This is a genomic window from Bacteroidota bacterium (assembly GCA_018266755.1).
Classification (GTDB): Bacteria; Bacteroidota; Ignavibacteria; order Palsa-1295; family Palsa-1295; genus JAFDZW01.
The window spans coordinates 438,028-456,641 of record JAFDZW010000005.1; the positions used below are offsets into that span (position 1 = coordinate 438,028).

10 protein-coding genes and 1 tRNA gene are annotated in these 18,614 nt (G+C 53.1%); 4 read left to right on the forward strand and 7 right to left on the reverse strand.

Translation table 11 applies throughout. The features are described 5' to 3' along the window. Positions 1 to 39: 39 nt before the first annotated feature. Entirely contained in the window at positions 40 to 2,937 is a 2,898-nt protein-coding gene (gene gcvP / locus JSS75_06440; protein MBS1903322.1) for an aminomethyl-transferring glycine dehydrogenase, read from the reverse strand. Between the two features lie 424 nt (positions 2,938 to 3,361). Between gcvP and JSS75_06445 the strand changes: the two genes are divergently transcribed. Both JSS75_06445 and JSS75_06450 read left to right on the forward strand, forming a co-directional pair. Beyond that, positions 3,362 to 3,435 (forward strand) — tRNA-Ile (locus tag JSS75_06445). 81 nt (positions 3,436 to 3,516) lie between these two features. Continuing rightward, positions 3,517 to 4,005, forward strand: a complete 489-nt coding sequence (locus tag JSS75_06450) for a nucleoside deaminase (GenBank protein ID MBS1903323.1) — start codon at positions 3,517 to 3,519, stop codon at positions 4,003 to 4,005. 37 nt (positions 4,006 to 4,042) lie between these two features. Here JSS75_06450 and JSS75_06455 read toward each other — a convergent pair whose 3' ends face one another. Further along, complete coding sequence (locus tag JSS75_06455) at positions 4,043 to 5,488, reverse strand: hypothetical protein (GenBank protein ID MBS1903324.1); 1,446 nt, start codon at positions 5,486 to 5,488, stop codon at positions 4,043 to 4,045. A gap of 517 nt (positions 5,489 to 6,005) precedes the next feature. On the opposite strand from JSS75_06455, the gene JSS75_06460 reads away from it, so the two are divergent. Then, complete coding sequence (locus JSS75_06460; protein MBS1903325.1) at positions 6,006 to 8,621, forward strand: hypothetical protein; 2,616 nt, start codon at positions 6,006 to 6,008, stop codon at positions 8,619 to 8,621. A gap of 95 nt (positions 8,622 to 8,716) precedes the next feature. Here JSS75_06460 and JSS75_06465 read toward each other — a convergent pair whose 3' ends face one another. After that, complete coding sequence (locus tag JSS75_06465) at positions 8,717 to 8,971, reverse strand: hypothetical protein (GenBank protein MBS1903326.1); 255 nt, start codon at positions 8,969 to 8,971, stop codon at positions 8,717 to 8,719. Positions 8,972 to 9,443: 472 nt separating this feature from the next. Next, positions 9,444 to 11,981 carry a hypothetical protein gene (locus JSS75_06470; GenBank protein ID MBS1903327.1) on the reverse strand — a complete coding sequence of 846 codons (2,538 nt, stop codon included), beginning with the start codon at positions 11,979 to 11,981 and terminating at the stop codon, positions 9,444 to 9,446. A 145-nt stretch (positions 11,982 to 12,126) separates the two neighbouring features. On the opposite strand from JSS75_06470, the gene JSS75_06475 reads away from it, so the two are divergent. Beyond that, positions 12,127 to 13,788: an acyl-CoA carboxylase subunit beta gene (locus JSS75_06475; GenBank protein MBS1903328.1), complete on the forward strand. Its 1,662-nt coding sequence runs from the start codon at positions 12,127 to 12,129 to the stop codon at positions 13,786 to 13,788. A gap of 8 nt (positions 13,789 to 13,796) precedes the next feature. Here the strand turns inward: JSS75_06475 and JSS75_06480 are convergent, their stop codons facing one another. From JSS75_06480 to sucB, 3 genes are all read right to left on the reverse strand, one after another. Further along, complete coding sequence (locus JSS75_06480) at positions 13,797 to 14,987, reverse strand: MFS transporter (GenBank protein ID MBS1903329.1); 1,191 nt, start codon at positions 14,985 to 14,987, stop codon at positions 13,797 to 13,799. Positions 14,988 to 15,071: 84 nt separating this feature from the next. Beyond that, complete coding sequence (locus JSS75_06485; GenBank protein ID MBS1903330.1) at positions 15,072 to 16,688, reverse strand: DUF4397 domain-containing protein; 1,617 nt, start codon at positions 16,686 to 16,688, stop codon at positions 15,072 to 15,074. A 143-nt stretch (positions 16,689 to 16,831) separates the two neighbouring features. Further along, on the reverse strand, positions 16,832 to 18,553 hold the full coding sequence (gene sucB, locus JSS75_06490) for a 2-oxoglutarate dehydrogenase, E2 component, dihydrolipoamide succinyltransferase (GenBank protein ID MBS1903331.1): 1,722 nt from the start codon (positions 18,551 to 18,553) through the stop codon (positions 16,832 to 16,834). Between the last annotated feature and the right edge of the window lie 61 nt (positions 18,554 to 18,614).

Sequence of the window (18,614 nt, forward strand, 5' to 3'; positions counted from 1 at the left end):
AAATGCAAAGACGCCCGAGAGGCGTCTTTGCTGGAAGGGTTATGCCGCCTCGCTGTATTCCTCGATGGGCGGGCAGCTACAGACAAGCGTACGATCGCCGTATGCCCCGTTCACACGCCCAACCGGCGCCCAGAACTTGTTGGATCGGAGCCAATGTGCAGGATAGGCAGCCTTCTCGCGCGAGTATGCGTGCTTCCACTCATCGGCGATCACCGACTCCATCGTGTGCGGCGAATTCTTCAGAACGTTGTCCTCCTTGTCAGCCGTACCCGCTGCTATCTCCTCGATCTCCTTCTTGATCGAGATAAGCGCATCGCAGAAGCGGTCGATCTCATGCAGCGACTCGCTCTCCGTCGGCTCGATCATGAGTGTCCCGGCGACCGGGAAGGAAACGGTTGGCGCATGGAAACCGTAGTCGATGAGTCGCTTTGCGATATCCTCAACTTCTATGCCGACCGAATGCTTGAACTGACGCATGTCCACGATCATCTCATGAGCCACGCGTCCTTGTTTGCCCTGATACACGATCGGGAAATGCTTCTCCAATCGAGTCTTGATGTAGTTTGCGTTGAGGATGGCGATCTTGGTCGCATCGGTCAGTCCATCATAGCCCATCATCGCAATGTAGGCCCATGAGATGAGCAAGATACTCGCGCTTCCCCACGGTGCTTCGCTCACAGCATGCGTACGATGTTCACCGCCAAGATCGACCACAGTGTGGCCGGGCAGGAACGGCGCGAGGTGAGCGGCAACGCAGATCGGTCCCATGCCCGGTCCGCCACCGCCATGCGGGATGCAGAATGTCTTGTGGAGGTTCAGATGGCATACGTCTGCGCCGATTGTCTTCGGACTTGTCAGACCGACCTGTGCATTCATGTTCGCGCCATCCATATACACTTGCCCACCATGCGAATGGATAAGCTCGCAGATCTCGACGATCGTCTCTTCGAACACGCCATGGGTCGACGGGTACGTGACCATGAAAGCAGAGAGATCGTTCTTGTGCTCCTCGACCTTCGCCCGAAGATCGTCCATATCGATATTGCCGTTCCCATCGGTCTTCGAGACAACGACCTTCATGCCTGCCATCACTGCGCTGGCGGGGTTAGTGCCGTGCGCCGACGCAGGAATGATACAGACGTTTCGATGTCCCTGGCCTCGTGACTCATGATATGCCTTGATGACGAGCAAGCCTGCATACTCGCCTTGGGCACCTGAGTTAGGCTGGAGCGAGACAGCGTCAAAGCCGGTAATATCGCGAAGCGCTTTCTCGAGCGATTCGAAGACTTCCGTGTAACCCTGGGCCTGGTCACGCGGCACGAACGGATGGATCGCGCCGAATTCGGGCCACGTCACCGGGATCATCTCCGACGTTGCGTTGAGCTTCATCGTGCACGACCCGAGCGCGATCATCGAGTGAGCGAGAGAAAGGTCTTTGTTCTCGAGCTGCTTCAGGTACCGCAACATCTCCGTCTCGGAGTGATGGCTATTGAAGACGGGATGCGTCATGAACTTGGAACTGCGGCGCAATGCAGTAGGAATGGCATTGAGGTCGCCGTTGGCAAGGGCCTCGAAGCCGATCGCAGCAGCCGTCGTCTTGTTCGCGGCGGCAAAGATCTCGACGATCGCTTTGACGTCTTCTACCGTGGTTGTTTCGTCGAGCGAGATACCGACGGCGCCATCGAAATAGCGGAAGTTCATTTCTTGCTTCAGCGCGGCAGTACGGATCGCATCAACGTTCGGTACCGATACCTTGATTGTATCGAAGTATGCACCATCGGCGATTGGATATTTAGAAGCCTCCAACGCTTTCGCCAGCAGCACGGTCAGCGAGTGCACTCGCTGTGCAATCGTTGTCAGTCCCGCAGGTCCATGATACACGCCGTACATCGCCGCCATGTTTGCCAGCAATGCCTGAGCTGTACAAATGTTGCTGGTGGCTTTGTCTCGCTTGATATGCTGCTCACGAGTCTGTAGCGCCATACGGAGTGCAGGCTTGCCATGAGAATCGATAGAGACGCCGATGATGCGGCCCGGCATCTGACGCTTGAACGATTCACGCGAAGCAAAGAAGGCCGCATGAGGACCGCCATACCCGAGGGGTACGCCGAACCGTTGTGCAAGACCGAAGACAATGTCGGCGCCAAGCTCGCCCGGGGGCGTGAGCAGTACGAGAGCCAGCAGATCGGTGGCGACGCTCACGAGTGCGCCATGTGCATGAGCCGTTTCAATAAACGCACGCGGATCACTAACAGTACCGTTCGAATCCGGGTATTGAATGATTGCGCCAAAGACAGCATCGTCCCAGTTCTTTGCGAATTCCGTCGGATCAGCGACGATCACTTCAATGTCAAGCGGCGCCGTGCGCGTACGAATGACATCGATGGTCTGTGGGAAGAGCTTGTCACTGACGAACAGCTTCTCCGCGTTGCGTTTGACAAGTTCTTGCGAGCGCTGTGCATACATCAGATGCATCGCTTCGCCGGCAGCCGTCGCTTCGTCCAGCAACGATGCGTTGGCAATCTCCATGCCGGTCAGATCCATGACCATCGTTTGGAAATTCAGCAACGACTCGAGTCGGCCCTGTGCGATCTCTGCCTGATACGGCGTGTACTGCGTGTACCAGCCCGGATTCTCCATGAGATTTCTCAGGATAACCGTCGGGGTGATTGTATTATAAAACCCCATCCCGATGTACGACTTAAAGATCTTATTCTTCGAAGCGATCGCACGAAGGTCCTGAAGGAATTCGACCTCGGTGCGAGCCGTAAGACGACTCATCGGTTGTTTCAAACGGATCGAGGCCGGGATCGTCTGGTCGATCAATTCGTCAACCGACGAGACTCCCATCATTTGGAGCATCAGATCCTGTTCTTCGTGAGAGGGGCCAAGGTGGCGGTTAGAAAAAGCTTCGAAACGGGTAATGGCTGTATTCATCCTAAGAATCGTCGTAGCATAAATTGAGAAGAAAGAAAACAATAGAATTGGTGGAAAGATTTGATCGGTGCGAATCTGGATGTACCAGCGTTCGAACGGTATACTGAGAAGTCATTCTGAGCGAAGCGAAGAATCCCTTGATGAAACCTTGTGAGGCTCCGCCAAATGGATTCTTCGCTTCGCTCAGAATGACAACTTAACTACAATATCATCAATAATCCCCTCTATCGTGAATCTCTTGACCGTATCATTCCAAGTCTGTCCTCGGGGTATGTGTTTGTTGCTGATAATACAATGCATAGCTGTACACTCCGTTTAGAGATTCTGAAGTCCTGACTTACTTTTCCTACCGCAATGACCATCGAAGCCACTCGGAATTCCCTCCCCCTCTCAAACGTTCTACCCCGCTCTGTAGCACAGGGACGGGCCCTTAGCTCAGTTGGTTAGAGCAGTCGACTCATAATCGATTGGTCGCAGGTTCAAGTCCTGCAGGGCCCACTTAATAGAGAATGAACCTGGAAGGATCAATCACACTTGACCTCCGCAGAACAGACGACAGCCCCTATTCCTCATTATTCAATGGAATCCAACCCGTTCGCACAACCACATGAGTATTGGATGCGCCTTGCGCTGCGAGAGGCGGGGCGTGCGTTAGAAGCAGATGAAGTACCTATCGGCTGCGTTATCGTACAGAACGGGAAGGTCATCGCGAAAGGTCATAATCAAACAGAGCAATTACTCGACCCAACTGCGCATGCTGAGATTATCGCCATCACGTCCGCATGTGCAACCATAGAGAATAAGTTCTTGACCGACTGCACTCTCTACGTCACACTTGAACCCTGTCCGATGTGTGCTGGGGCGATCGTAAACTCCAGAGTTGGGCGTGTAATCTTCGGGGCATACGACCCCAAAGCCGGATCGTGCGGAACACTCTTTACCATTACGGAGGATGAACGGCTAAACCACCGTGCGCCAACACTCGGTGGTGTCCTTGACGGCGAGTGCGGTGCTATTCTGAAAGAGTATTTCCTAAAGAAACGAAAAGCGTCAGACAAGATGAAATAAGAACGGGGCCGAGGCCCCGTTTGCATTTGATACCGTATTAGAACGATCGTTGGAAGCGGAAGAAGAAGCGTCCGGTCTCCTGTTGGTCCGTCCTGAACGCAACACCGAGCTGCAAGCCATTTGCATGGCCGATACCGACCCCCCAAGTATAGAGGAATCGAGAGAATTTCATCCTTGTGAAACCGTCAAACACTCCGGCACCGGGTTCGACGAGGTCGATGTACCCGAAATCATTGAGCACAAGAATCTCGGCATCCGTTGCGTCGAAAATTGAGGACAACTGTTCCAACGACAACCGAAGTTCGGTATTCAAGAGCAGCATGCGATTACCTCCGAACACTTTGTTTTTGTAGGCCGGAAGCGTCGAGGGGCCACCGAGGAAGGAGAGTTTTTGCCACGGAACGTCGCCTGTCTCGCTTTCAAGTCTCAGTCGTGTATCGATATTCAGTCCGGTGAAAACCGGAGTAAAATCACGAGCATCGAGGATATAACGAACATACGAAGTGCCGGTATTCATCGGCACGACATTCAGTGTGTCGTGATGATCGCCGAACTCCACTTGCAACAGATACGCGCGTCCTTTAAGATTCTCAATCGACACCTTATCACCAAAGATATTTTCCACCCTGGTGTTTTCGGTCGATACCTTTTCTTCGCCAAGTGTCATCACCCACGAATTGATACGGCCCGTCGAGACCATCGGGTTATCCGGGAGATCTTTCATCCCACCCCATCGTCCGTGGAATACTACTTGCGGCAAATTATAGTATATATCGCTGCGATATTCCACCTGAAGCTCAGTCTGTGGGTCTGGGCGGAATGCCAGGTGAGCATTCCATCCGTCTACCTTGAAGTAATCGCGGAAATCTTCGCGTACGAGAAACGCATACGCAGCATTTTCCATCCGTCCAGTACGCCACTCGTCCTCAGTGGATGTTTTATCATGATATTCGGCGCCAATCGCGATCGTCGGCAGCCAATGCCAATGTTCGACGGCCGCCGCTGTATCTCCGGTCTTGCCGAGCGGAATTCGGTATTCGCCGCCTACAACCGACTGCCCTTTGTGTTCGGCAAAGCCATACCCAAGACCGAACTTGATCCCGATCTCATCGTGCCGCCCGAGATCGATATAATCCGGGCTGCCGAGCCCGAGGAAAAACCCGTTCACGCGATTGAAATCGAGCATCGAGAACGATTCGCCGAACGGCAAGAACCGATCATACGGATCATGTGTGATAATAAACGAATGGTGTCCGCGTCTGAGACGCTTGAACATCTTTCCGACGCGCAGCTCGTACATCAGCGAGTCGTCGGTGGAGTCGAGCGCATGGTCAACGCTGTCGAACTCGGAGTATGAATTCGGATGCAGGAGCTGAGTGAGTGACTGATTCAGGAGGGCACCTCGGAGCAAATCGTGAAGAAATGTCGTGTCACCGACCGAAAGGTCGAGGTGGACACCATCCGAGCCGGTTTCGGAACTCACGGAAGATTCTCGGTTGAGATAGGACTGGGCGGAAACTGTGGATACCGCTATCGTGACGATCAAAGCGGCCAGAAGTGTCGATCGACGCACTGCTACCTCCGGGGTTATGTGGTGAAACGCTACAGGCCCTACGCACCCGTTAGTTTGAATGTTACAACTATTTACGCGAATTTTGGTTCGGCATATTCGCTTTTCCTATCCTTCCTTCGATGCCGTTTCTCCTCGTGCAGTAGGATTTTTCCACAACTATCTATCCTATTTCGGGTTTTTCAATAAAATATACGAGTTGTAGGATACGGACCGAAGTTATTACTGATCTATGCGAACCCTTACCCTGTGTGCGCTGCTGATACTCGCAGCGACAAGTCTTTTCGCACAACCGGCCTCGCAGTGGGTTGTGGTACAGCGAAGCTCGAATGGAATTCCATCGGTATTGGTACCTCGTACCCCCGTGCCGCTTGCTCAGCACCCCATCTCAACGCAATCAACGCGAACTCTGACGGATGATGTACGGGAAATGGCGGCTTCTTTGTCGAGCAGTGTTCTCAATATTCCATCTGGCATTTCGCTTATCGAACCGGCTGCGACCACAATCAACAATACAACAGATTTTACCATTGCTGCTGCCGCGAACGGGATTGCGATCCGCGATGCACACTTGATCCTGACGGTCGGTTCTCTCAATCGCTCGGTGATCGCCGTCCGGAATTCCATCCCCACATATTCGCCTGTCTCACAAGAGGCTTCGGTGTCGGCGGTCGATGCGACTCGCACTGCTCTCGACGCGCTCGGTGCAGGTGCCGTGGTCTCTTCAGATCCTGCGTTGGTCTATGTTCGCAACGACTCGCATCGGATGCTTGATCTGTGCTATGATATTCGCACGAAGGATAGTAATGGGATGAGCTGGCGAATCACTGTCAATGCGACAACCGGAGCGGTCACAGAACGCCGGCAACTTGCCCATTTCTTTGGTGGTGATGAAGCGGCGACCCCGCTCGCCCAGACAGCAGTTGTGCAAGGAAAAGTACATTTAAAGATTCCTACCGATACACTCACACTGGTAACGTTGCCGTTCGTCATGGTCGCCAATGGAGCAGACACGATCGTTGCAGATTCAGCAGGCCGTTTTAGCGTCCCCGCGAAGGGGTCGAATTTGATCGCGTCATTGCGTTCGCCATATACAGCCGTCGTAAACAACGTTGCCGGATCGAAATCGGCATCGCTTAGTGCGAATCTGCCGCTTGCCGCAACGAACCTACTCTTTAACAATACCAATAGTGACGTTGCGGAGCTCGATGCGTACCATACCGTAAACGGAGCTCGCAGCTATATCCACCGCATCGATACGGCATTGCATCGTATCGATCAGTTCTTGCTGGTTAATGTCAACTTCAATTCGGCATGTAACGCATTTTACGACCCGCCCACCGTCTCGCTAACGTTCTTCTCCGCCGGCAACGGCTGCGTCAATACAGCGGAAATCGCCGATGTCGTCCAGCATGAGTTTGGGCATCGGACACAGCATGCCATTTATGCGACGGTTTTCGGTCAGGATAGCGACATCGTGAATTCGTCGCTCGGTGAAGGCTTTGCAGATGTGTATAGTGCGTTTATGCGCGACGAGCCACAAATTGGCATCGGGTTTCAAGGTACCGGAACAGAGTTACGTAACTGCGATAACACTCTAAAATGGCCGACCGATTTGTCTATCGATCCGCACGCCAATGGCAGCATCGTAGCCGGTGCGTTTTGGGATCTGCGCAAGTTGATCGGGCTCGACACGGCGACGCATTTATTTCAACAAGCACTTTGGCATACGCCGGACGCACCGGACGTATTCTCCGACCAAGCACTACAGGAAGCGTTTGTGAATACGCTGCTGGCGACACTCATCGCCGATGACAACGACAACAATCTGACGAACGGAACCCCGCATACCAAACAGATTCTGACCGCCTTTGCCAAGCATAATATCACGCTGAGCAGCCTGATCTCTCTCGACGTGCCGCAGCTTCCCGATCAAGATACCGGCTCGTTCCCCTATCCCATCAGTATTGGTGCAACATATAGCGGACCGGTAGGATCGATCGACACGAACTCGCTGACGCTTTATTATAGTATCGACAAAGGCAAAACATATAGTCACATTGCTTGTGCCCCGCATCAATCATCCTTTATCTCGTTGATCCCTCCTCAGCCGGCAGGGTCAGTCGTACTATACTACGTCGCTGCAAAACTGAATATCAGCAACGACAGTATCGTTGCACCTACGATTCCGTATTCGTTTCTGGTCGGATACAAGACGCTCGTAAGCGATCCGTGTGAGACGAACACGGGATGGAGCACGAGCTTACCGAACGACGCTGCATCAACCGGACTTTGGGAATTGGCGAAGCCGGTCGGCACATATCAATACCCTTCGACACCGCCGTTTTTCATCCAGCAGGATACCGACCATTCTCCAAATGGAGTAATGTGTTACGTGACTGGCAATAAGAACGCGCAACAAACAGACATACGGAATCCGTCAACAGACGACGTCGATGGTGGAGCAACAACCCTTACAACCCCCAATTTCCAATTCGACACCCTGCGCAATCCCGTATTCCGTTACTGGTACTACTATTCGAACGACCAAGGTAGTAATCCGGGATCGGCCTCATGGGTAGTCAAAGTAAGTTTTGACAGCGGGGCTCATTGGCGGACCGTTGTCAACTCTCCTACGTCGACCGACGGGTGGACACAGGTCGCTCTGCGTTTATCCGATTATGGAAAGCCGACCCGACAGGTACAATTCCAATTCGTCGCAAGCGATTATCTCGGCTCTCTCGTCGAAGCCGGTATCGACGACATCGAACTGCTCGATGTCATTCCCCCGACTTCGGGAGTTCCGAATACGATTGGCGAGAAAGCGCTCGCAGTCTTTCCTAATCCCGTCGTCTCAGGCGCGGTGTTGCATGTGAATGATGAAGCCTCGGTTCTGACGCTAACCGATGTTACAGGGCGACTTATTACCAGCGGTCGAGGTATTAGACTCCGGATCCCGGATACTACTCCGTCGGGTGCATATCTGCTACGCGTCGAGACCCCGGACGGGCATTCAGCGCTCCGGTCGGTGATCGTAACGAAGTAAGGCTCCGCAAGTATTCTATACGACCCAGCCCGCGACCGATCTCACTCGGTCGCGGGCTGTTCGTCTTTTCACCTCGATAACACAAAACGATAGTCTCAGATCATCGACTTCCGCGAACTCGACGGATAGACTCGATATACGATCTTGCGGATCGTGTCGAACTGCAAGTATGGGTACATATCACGAAGTGCGGAAATGGCTTCGGCCGTGCGCATGTGCGATTCTGCTTTGAGCTTCAGAAACATCTGTCGGATGATATAATCGCGAAGTGATTTCTCATTGAGCAAATCGTTTTGGCGCAACAACGAGTACACTTCGTCACTGACGAGTTCTGCCAGCGGATTGGAAATTCCATTCTGGAATTGGTTACGGACCGACCCGAGATCATCGGGAGTCGAGAAGGAGTTGACGATCGCCGCTTCGCGAGCGGCTACATCTGCACTGATTCGGGTTTGCATAGTCGTAGAATCCTCTTTGATTGATGAATGACGGTTCGACATTCAGTCCGCTATCCTGGACCGATCTGTGGCCTACCCACATCTCGGTTGTCAGTTCAATTCAACACCAGGCACAGACAGAAAAAACAGTATCAAAGAGAATAGTACGCTATCGATTGAATTTATTAAAAGCCTCGTGCGAGAAATACATATCTCCTCGCACATATATAAGTACCCACAACATGCCAATTTGTTACAAAAAAAATTAGGGCACAATACTGTGCCCTAATTTATCTCGCAATTGTTTGGCTAAACCAACCCATCTAACCGCTTATTTATCAGCCTATTAAGCGCGGCAACCTGAGAATCTCAACCTCCGGTTTGATCAACTGCCGCTAACTACCAAGTGTGCTGTTACGGCCTTGCCGTTCTGCGTCATAACGATGGTGTATGACCCAGCGATCTCCGGTGTGGCGAATGCTACCGTATGGGAGCCTGTCTCGCTATACTCATTTGCAATCGTCCTGAGCTCGCGTCCGGCTTCGTCAAAGAGTCTCATGTTCATCCACCCAGGGTTGTTTGTGGAGTACCGGATTATCACATTTCCTGCTCGAACCGCCGGATTCGGCGCAATCGTCGAAATCGAAAGAGGAACATCGGCGACAGTTTGTGGTACATCGACCGTGGTGCGCGGAAGGTCGGTAATGTTCAAGCTATACATACCGCGACCGTACGTCGTTGCAAGCAGATAGGAAGGCGATGAACCACGAACGCGCAGCTTATTGACTTGGACAAGCGGAATCCCGTCGGTCAGAGCTTCCCACGTTACACCGCCATCAATCGAACGCATTACCCCGAGGGTATGGCCAAGGAATAAGTCTCCATTTGGCGCGCGTGCAATGGCACGGTAGTCGAGGTTTGGCAACCCCACCGCGGGATAGCTCCAGGTGCTGCCGTAATCGTTCGACTCCGCAAAATGATGTCCGCCAAATCCTGAGATCGCTACCCAAACGTGTCCTGCATCTTTGGGATCACTTGCCCAATCGGAGATCGTCCCGAGCGAGCTAACGGTACTCTTGGTCCAAGCGCCAAGGGTGGCTTCCTTCGTCACGTATGACGTCCCACCGGCGCTGCAATACACCACCGCAGAGTTGGCAGCGGGAACGTGTACGGTAGACGTAGTATTTAGTGAAGGCTTCGTCCCACTCTTTGAAATCGAGTTCAACGTGTTCGCTCCGTCTGTGGTATAATAGACATTCGCTCCGCCGGCGATAGCAACTACCGAAGGATCTGACTCGCATACGTCATAGTACATGTAGAACGGGACCCCTTCGTTTAGCAATGGGCAGCCGTTTGGAATCACGTTATGATCGCCTCGCGGTCCGATGTCCCATGTTTCGCCGCCATCAGGAGAGCGTTGCAGTGATGCACTCACATACGTTGAGTAGCAGACAAGGCCATCGATCTGATCAACATAGCAACGGCCACCGTCGCCACCTACTTTCTGTGTGAAGGTCGTACCAGTCATCGCGTTTGTCTTGCTCACGCCATTATCCTGCGCACCGCCAAGAGCGAACGTGAAGTTCTTATCGGCATCACCACCGACAAACAGTAGTGTAGCGAGCCCCGAATTGCGCGGAGACCACGTCTTGCCATTATCACCGCTTTGAAATACACCACCGTCAGTGAGTGCCCAGAGGCCGCCACCGCCATACGTCAGCACGTGAATATCTGCGTGGGTGTAGTTGGTCCCGCCCGGAGCAGAGGTCCAGTCGGTCTTATACGGGAATGATGTGCCACCATTCGCCGAAGCATAGATGTCCAGCCCGCCGACAATCACATAGTTCGGGCTCGATGGGCTCACTGCACATGCATTGTCATAGAACGACTGCTGAGACATATACCCGCCCCCCGGGTTCGTAGTGATTGACCAAGTCTTACCCGAATCGACGGACATCGCTACACCAAGTGAGTTACCGCTGCTAATCGGAGGCGGTGGCAATCCGATGCTTGCATAAATAATCGCGGAGTTCTTCATTGACATTCCTAATGTCACTGTGTATTTCGAAGTAAGATTAGCGGCAACATCTCCTGTCCACGTATCGCCATAATCAGCGGATATCTTGATCACCCCCGCGCCGCCGGCGATCAAGCGATTCGGATTGTTCGGATCGATGATCATGTGCGTCGTACCGCTCTGAGGAAGCACTTTCTTCCATGTCTGACCACCATCCTCGCTACGACGGATACCATCGTTTGCGGTGGTATAGAGTCGTGAAGTGGTCACCGGATCGATCAAGACCTGGTAAATTAATGAGCCGACCTGATTGGTACTGGCAATGTGAGTCCAGTTCAAGCCACCATCAACCGACTTGAACATACCGTCACCTTTGCTAAGCTCACCGTCGTTGCCAGTGTATAGATCGCCGGTTCCCACATACACAATACTGTCGTTGGTCGGATCGACGGCTACGCTACCCATGGCATTCGTGGTGAAATTCGGATCGTTGACCGGCACCCATTTGCCACCGCTGTTCGTGGATTTGAACAGTCCTCCGCCGCTCGTAGTGAGATAGATATACGCAGGGTGCTGCTTTGAAAATCCCAGTCCGGTCGGACGTCCGCTCACGACTCCGTCAAGTGCTCCACCAACCTGTTTCCACGCCGGCGTCACAGCCTGGAGCATCATCGCTTTTGAACGCGGAATGGCTGAGAATTCCTTCTGTGCTTGGCGACGCGCTTCGGCAATGTTGGTGTCCGGCCCGGACTTTTCCCACGTTGCCCAATATTCTGCCGCCTTTTGGAAGTTCTGATGCTCGCCCCAATCTTCATCAGGCATAGCAACCCCTTGGGCACCCGCAATACGAGCGAAGAAACTCAATGACACAACAAGGACCGTAACGATTGACGTTTTTTTCTTCATGAATCCATCTCCATTTAAGATTATTGCAAACAATACACCGTAAAGAACGGTTTATTGCATGTTCAGCGGTAGTGCTTCAATCTGACGTGCGGGCGGCTCCCGTGATTGTTGTACTCCCTACTCTAAAGACACAAATCTCGATCAAATGTCTCATCGAATTGGTACACCGATCGATCGCTCTCGTGAGCCATACTCGTTATATTACGATTTTCACACCAACGAGTTACGAAAGCTTTCAGCGCTCGAAGCTACCACACGGCTCGGGGGCGGAAAGAAAAACATTGAGAAACAGCATGAAAAAAATAAGCTAACGGCCCGTGAACGCATTGATCTGCTTATCGATGCAGATAGCAGATTCGAAGAGATCGGTCTATTTGCCGCTCACGGAATGTATGAAGATGAGGGCGGCGCTCCTTCTGCAGGCGTTGTAACCGGCATCGGCCGCGTTGGCGGGAAATTATGCGTCATCGTCGCCAACGATGCGACCGTCAAGGCCGGAGCTTGGTTTCCGATGGCTGGGAAAAAGAATTTACGGGCTCAGGAAATTTCGATCGAGAACCGTCTTCCGATCATCTATCTGGTTGATTCTGCAGGGGTTTACCTCCCAATGCAGGACGAGATCTTCCCGGATAAGGAGCATTTCGGGCGCATATTCCGCAATAACGCGGTCATGAGCAGCATGGGAATCGTCCAGATCGCTGCCATAATGGGCCCTTGCGTAGCCGGCGGGGCGTATTTGCCAATAATGTCGGACGAAGCTCTCATTGTCGAAGGCACCGGCCACGTTTTTCTCGCCGGAAGCGCGCTGGTCGAGGCGGCGATCGGAGAAAAGATCGATAACGAGTCGCTCGGGGGTGCACGCGTGCATTGTGAAATTTCCGGCGTGACCGATTACAAGATGCCAAATGATCAAGTCTGTATCGAAACAATCCGCTCGATCATGGACAAAATGGGTGATAAACCGCGAGCCGGTTTCAACCGAATCGCGTCCACCCCTCCCCTCCTTCCGGCTGACGACCTTCTTGCGCTCTTGCCAACAGCGACGAACAAGCCATACGACACGCATGAGGTTATTGCCCGAATTGTCGACAATTCGGAGATCGACGAATATAAAGCGGACTACGGCAAGACAATCGTCACTGCGTATGCCCGCATCGATGGTTGGGCAGTGGGGATCGTCGCAAATCAACGAAAGATTGTCAAGAACGCCAAAGGTGAAATGCAAGTCGGCGGCGTGATCTATTCCGATTCCGCTGACAAGGCCGCTCGGTTTATCATGAACTGCAATCAGCAGATGATCCCGCTTGTGTTTTTGCAGGACGTCACCGGCTTCATGGTCGGTTCGCGAAGCGAGCACGGCGGCATCATCAAAGATGGTGCAAAAATGGTGAATGCCGTTGCCAACTCCGTTGTACCGAAGTTCACGTTCATGATCGGCAACTCCTACGGAGCCGGTAATTATGCCATGTGTGGAAAGGCGTATGACCCACGGCTGATTTTTAGCTGGCACAATGCACAGCTTGCGGTGATGGGTGGTGCGCAGGCTTCGAAGACATTGTTGACACTCAAGGTCGCAACCTTGGCCAAGCACGGCGAGAAAATCACCCCGGAGAAAGAGCAAGCCCTTCTGGCCGAGATCCAGCAACGATATTCCGATCAGTCCGGTCCGTTGTATGGTGCTGCTCGCCTATGGACCGACGGGATTATCGACCCACGCCGAACACGAGAAATCATCTCGCTCGGTATCGAGATGGCCTCTCACAATCCGGACATCCCGAAGTTCAATCCGGGCGTGATCCAAACCTGAGGGGCAGATTATTTCTTATCTACAAGGAATACGAGCAATACGCTCGCCAATACAGCGCACCCTGCACCGACGGAGAACGCGGCCGCAGGACCAAGCACCTGCCAGAGTGCCCCAAAGCCGACACTCGCCGGAAGTGCACTCAGACCAATCACCATATTGAAGTAGCCATATGCCGCTCCGCGCCTGTCTGCCGGCACCAAATCGGCCACAAATGCTTTCTCGACCCCTTCTGTAAGCCCGTAATACAGCCCGTAGAGCACAAAGAGCAGCGATACGATCGACGAAGATTCAGCGACCGCAAACCCGAGGTAGATCGCTCCGTAAAGCATCCATCCGAGAACAATCACTCGCTTCTTTCCGAGGCGGTCAGCGATGAGACCTGCAGGATACGCCGACACGGTCGTAACGAGGTTAAAGAGTGCAACTAACAGAAAGATCTCGCTCGGATGCAGCCCCGCAGCACTCGAGCGCAGCAACAGAAATGCATCGCTCGACATCCCGAGTGAGAACACAAACAGTATCAACAGATACCGTTTAAAGTAGGATGAGAACCCATCTCGCATGTTGGCTCGCTGCCTACTCCCACCGGAACTCCCGTGGAGCTTAACATCACGGACGAATAGCGCAAGGAGTATGACGGAAATAACGGACGGGACGGACGCTACAATGATCAGCGTCTTAAATGTGTCTCGCGAGATTGACAGTGACGAATCGCTCGTAAACAACGCAGCCACTGCTGCCGCGAGCAATGCGCCGATCACTGCGCCGAGCGGATCGAGCGTCCGTTGAATGCCAAATGCGCGACCTCGGTTACGTGAATCGACCGAATCGGCGATCAAGGCGTCACGCGGAGCGGTCCGGATGCCCTTTCCCGCGCGGTCGAGGAAACGGCTGACAAGCGGAAGTACCCAGGTGTTTGTCCAAAACAGCAGTGGCCGAGCCACTGCTGTAAGCGAATAGCCAAACAGAGTCGGCCCCTTCCGTGTCCGGAAACGGTCGCTATACCATCCGGAGACGAGCTTTAGCACAGAAGACGTCGTGTCAGCGATCCCTTCGATCAATCCGACAATCGTTGCGCTCACACCAAGCGTCGCCGAAAGGAACAGCGGGAGTGCACGAGTAACGATCTCGCCGCTAATATCATTGAACAGGCTCGCGATACCCAGCCAGATAATATTCGGATGGAGTCGTTCTTTCATTGATAGAATCTAACAACCCATAGAAAACAATAAAGCCGAGGTCAAACGACCTCGGCTTTATTCGAAACAATCACTTCTACGACGTTACCATTTCGGGTTGGTGCGAACAACCATGAAATGTGGTGCATACGCACTATTTCCATCCGGCCGATTGCGCTGACCTACGCAAATGACTTCATAGACCGCACCTTTTTGCGGTGAAAATTTAAAGTCTGGGATGGTCTCAGCACCAGAGTTGATCTTCCCACTAATAGTGATTTGTTGATCCGCGGGAATACCAGTGAACGGCTGCGGAGCACCTGCGGGTCGCGGCTGCATTGTAATCGTATTGGAGCCGATTGTGAAATCACCCTTCAGCACTGTTGGTGTCGATTTTGTACCGACTAAACAGTTCACGAAGATAATTGTCGCGCTATTGGCATCCGACTGGTCAGGCACCGGAAGAGTGAACGCAAACGTAGAATCATACGGAGCCACTGCCGTTTGAGCACTCTTGCTCGAATGCGTTGTATCGTTGATAATAAACGATACCAACTGGTCGGTCTGAATGCGTGCTGATGTTCCATAGAAGCGGAACAGAATACTATCCGAAAAACTCGGATTCTGTCCCACCGGCTTTACCAATTTGATATATGCCAAGCCGGTGTACGGAATTGCTTTCGGGTCGCTGATTAATACCTTGTTCGCTGAATTATCCGGATCGACTTGCTCAATATTACCCCAAAACGGAAGCGGGGTAAACGGCATGACATTCTTATAATCGTACACCGTATTGTTGTTAATCACGACATTCAGACCACCGGAAGCTGTATAGTCCGGGAAGCCTGCCGCGTGTGCGCCGGCGTTCGGGGGCATCAACGCATTAATAATGTTATAGCGCATCGTCACCGGCACCGGAAGCTGGTCATTGCCACTTTCGTTATCGTCAAACATGTGGACACGGATAGAATCGTCCGGGATATGATTTCCGTTAAAATCGGTCAACCGGCACGTCTGGTCCAACTGTCCTCCCCATGTGATCGTATGGTACGACCCCGAGGTAAGCGATACACCCGAAAGACGACCAAGAATATTATTGTTCGCATCCGTTACGAAGAACGTAACAGTGGTATCGAAACTCGTGGGGATGCCTTTGTAGTCAGAGATATGCCCGAAATCAACAGCGCCGCTGAAGTCCGTTCCGTTCGGATCTCCTAAGTACAGGTGTTCCGGTCCGCCTGGGTTGACATTCATAAAACGGAAATACGCCGTATTCGCAGTCGGATTCGAGACCGGAAGATCCTGAATCTTCACAGAATGGTAATTCCCTCCGTCAGGCTGGAAAAGCACCCACGTCCACTTATCGCCGGGCTTGAGTGTAATATCGGTGTGATCGAGTTCAGTCGTCGTCCCAGCCACCAGTGCAACGACGCGGTACGTCTGGCCGGCACCGCGGCCGGTCGACAGATTATTCACGTATGGCGTCGAGACTCCGTACGTCACCGGCGTGGGGGTATTGAGAACCGTATCGCTGATATTGTCCAACGGATACGCGATGAACCGGACGGCCGTGCACTGGATGAAATGCATGACACGGATCGACCCGAAATCGACATACGACGGGTCGGGAGCTGTGTCCTTACACCCTGAAAGTATCGATCCGATTGTCAACGCACCCAGTGCAACACACAGACTTAAAAGACGAATAGAATGCTTCATCATGTTCGTTGTAAAAATCGCTGTGAGATGACACAACAAAATATCGATTGCCATGTAGGTAACACGCAACCGGTTCAAAAGTAGCAGCGAGAAATTCAGACTGCAAAGATACGCTTTTTCAGGCCGATTTGAGCAAAATTCGGCACTCAGAGCGAATCCGTCGCAAAGTTCTCCAGGTAGTATTTTACCCGCTCGGTAAACTGCACCCCGTACATGCCGTCGATCATACGGTGATCGTACGACAGTCCGAGGAACATCATCGAACGGATTGCGATGTAATCGTCCCCGTTTGCATCCGTTTTCACAACCGGACGCTTCACAATAGCGCCGGTTGTCATAATCGCCAGTTGCGGCTGATTAATGATCGGCGTCCCGAACAGGTTGCCATACATACCCGGATTCGTCAGGGTAAATGTGCCGCCGGAAATATCATCCGGGGTCAATTTCTTTGTACGGGCCTTGTTTGCCAGATCGGCGACGGCGTGTGCGATCCCGACGTAGTTGAGGTTCTGCGCACGCTTGATCACCGGCACGATGAGTGCCGGCGGCAATACCGAGCCTTCGGTCGGCGGGACGCTCACGGCAACGCCGAAATTAATGTCCTTGCGGACGATGACGTTCGTGCCGTCGATCTGTGCATTGATGAACGGGAAATCCTTAATCGCGCGAACCATCGCTTCGATGAGGATCGGCGTGTACGTCAGGTTGATCCCCTCGCGACGCTTAAACTCGTCCTTAAACTTCTCGCGGAATTTCACCAGCCCGGTTACATCGACTTCGCTGACACTCGTCACATGCGCGCTTGTATGCTTGGAGCGAACCATGTGTTCGGCGATCTTTTGACGGATGTTATCCATCGGGATCGTCATGTCGCCGGTGAAGACAACTGCCGGAGCGCTCGGTGCTGCCGGGGCCGGAGCTGGTGCCGGAGCCGCTGGTTTTGCTGCAACTGCAGCTACCGGTGCGGCGGTCGCGACGATGTTGCCGGAACCACGTTGTGCGGCATAGGTAAGAATATCATTCTTATTCACTCGTCCGCCGAGGCCGGAACCAGTAATCGCTTCGAGTTCTCCGAGTGAGATACCTTCCTTTGCAGCAATCGAACGAACAAGCGGTGAATAGAATCGTCCCGACGGGCCGTGTGCGGTTACCGGGCCGCTCACTGTAACGGGAGCGCTCATGACGACTGGGGCTGCAACTGGAGCAGCCGCAATCGGGGGTGCCGGTGCGGCAGCGGGAACCGCAGATGCGACGGCGTTTACAGCAGCACCAACACCGGCGATGTACGCAACGACATTACCAACCGGCACGACCTGTTTTTCTTCCGCGACGATCTTGGTTAATGTCCCAGCAATCGGAGATGGTACTTCGGTATCGACTTTATCGGTCGAAATCTCAAGAATCGGCTCGTCTTTCTTTACCGTGTCACCGGGCTTCTTGAGCCAACGGAGGATCGTCCCTTCAGTGATACTCTCGCCCATCTTAGGCATGACCACCGCTTGCTCGCCTGCAGCGGCCATCGTTACAGGGGCCGGAGCGGGTGTTGCTGTAGGCGCTGGTGCTGGTGTGGGTGTGGGACTTGGAGCGGCGGCTGCCGTAGGTGTGACAACAGGAGCACTTGCGGTCTCGCCGGCTTCGCCAAGCACTGCGATCGGAGTACCGACGGCAACCGTCTGCTGTTCCTGAACGAGTTGTTGGAGCAGGACGCCCGCAGCAGGTGCCGGGACTTCGGTATCGACCTTGTCGGTCGAGATCTCGAGGATCGGTTCGTCCTTCTTCACGGTATCACCCGGCTGCTTCAGCCAGCGAAGGATCGTCCCTTCGGTGATACTTTCGCCCATCTTGGGCATTACAACGTTCGTTGCCATCTGATCAAATGATTCTAAGAAGGGCTAATAACAGCATTCGTCTGGAGTTTGCTCCGAGAAA

Excerpts from the sequence above, each read along its gene's own strand:
- gcvP (MBS1903322.1), bottom strand. The coding sequence starts at position 2,937 with ATGAATACAGCCATTACCCGTTTCGAAGCTTTTTCTAACCGCCACCTT.
- JSS75_06450 (MBS1903323.1), top strand. The coding sequence starts at position 3,517 with ATGGAATCCAACCCGTTCGCACAACCACATGAGTATTGGATGCGCCTT.
- JSS75_06460 (MBS1903325.1), top strand. The coding sequence starts at position 6,006 with ATGGCGGCTTCTTTGTCGAGCAGTGTTCTCAATATTCCATCTGGCATT.
- JSS75_06470 (MBS1903327.1), bottom strand. The coding sequence starts at position 11,981 with ATGAAGAAAAAAACGTCAATCGTTACGGTCCTTGTTGTGTCATTGAGT.
- JSS75_06475 (MBS1903328.1), top strand. The coding sequence starts at position 12,127 with ATGTCTCATCGAATTGGTACACCGATCGATCGCTCTCGTGAGCCATAC.
- JSS75_06480 (MBS1903329.1), bottom strand. The coding sequence starts at position 14,987 with ATGAAAGAACGACTCCATCCGAATATTATCTGGCTGGGTATCGCGAGC.
- JSS75_06485 (MBS1903330.1), bottom strand. The coding sequence starts at position 16,688 with ATGATGAAGCATTCTATTCGTCTTTTAAGTCTGTGTGTTGCACTGGGT.
- sucB (MBS1903331.1), bottom strand. The coding sequence starts at position 18,553 with ATGGCAACGAACGTTGTAATGCCCAAGATGGGCGAAAGTATCACCGAA.